Below are 258 nucleotides of genomic sequence, written 5' to 3'. Positions count from 1 at the left end.
GACCGCGGCCTGGGCGGCCTGTTCGGCCTGGCGCGCGGCGTTGTAATCGTGCTGGCCGCCGTCATATTGTGTTCGATGACTTCCATCCCCCAACAAGATTTCTGGAAGGACGCGCTGCTGTCTCCCCTGGCGGAGACCGGCGCGCGCACCGTCAAGCCCTTCCTCCCTGCTGCGCTGGCGCAGCACGTACAGTTTTGAACTTTTCCGTAACAGCATTCTGTTCTTAGGAGCACACCATGTGTGGCATCGTCGGCGTCA

The 258-nt window shown here is 61.6% G+C and carries 1 protein-coding gene; it reads left to right on the top strand.

Translation table 11 applies throughout. The annotated features are described in order from the left end of the window. Positions 1–198: CvpA family protein (locus tag KVT32_RS30535; protein ID WP_217619480.1), on the top strand; the 198-nt coding region annotated here is incomplete at its 5' end. Positions 199–258: the final 60 nt, after the last annotated feature.

Origin of the sequence: Achromobacter sp. GbtcB20 (assembly GCF_019091095.1) — a bacterium.
Lineage (GTDB): Bacteria > Pseudomonadota > Gammaproteobacteria > Burkholderiales > Burkholderiaceae_B > Achromobacter > Achromobacter mucicolens.
Note: the sequence above shows the minus strand (reverse complement) of the source record. Positions and strands in the feature narration are given on the sequence as shown.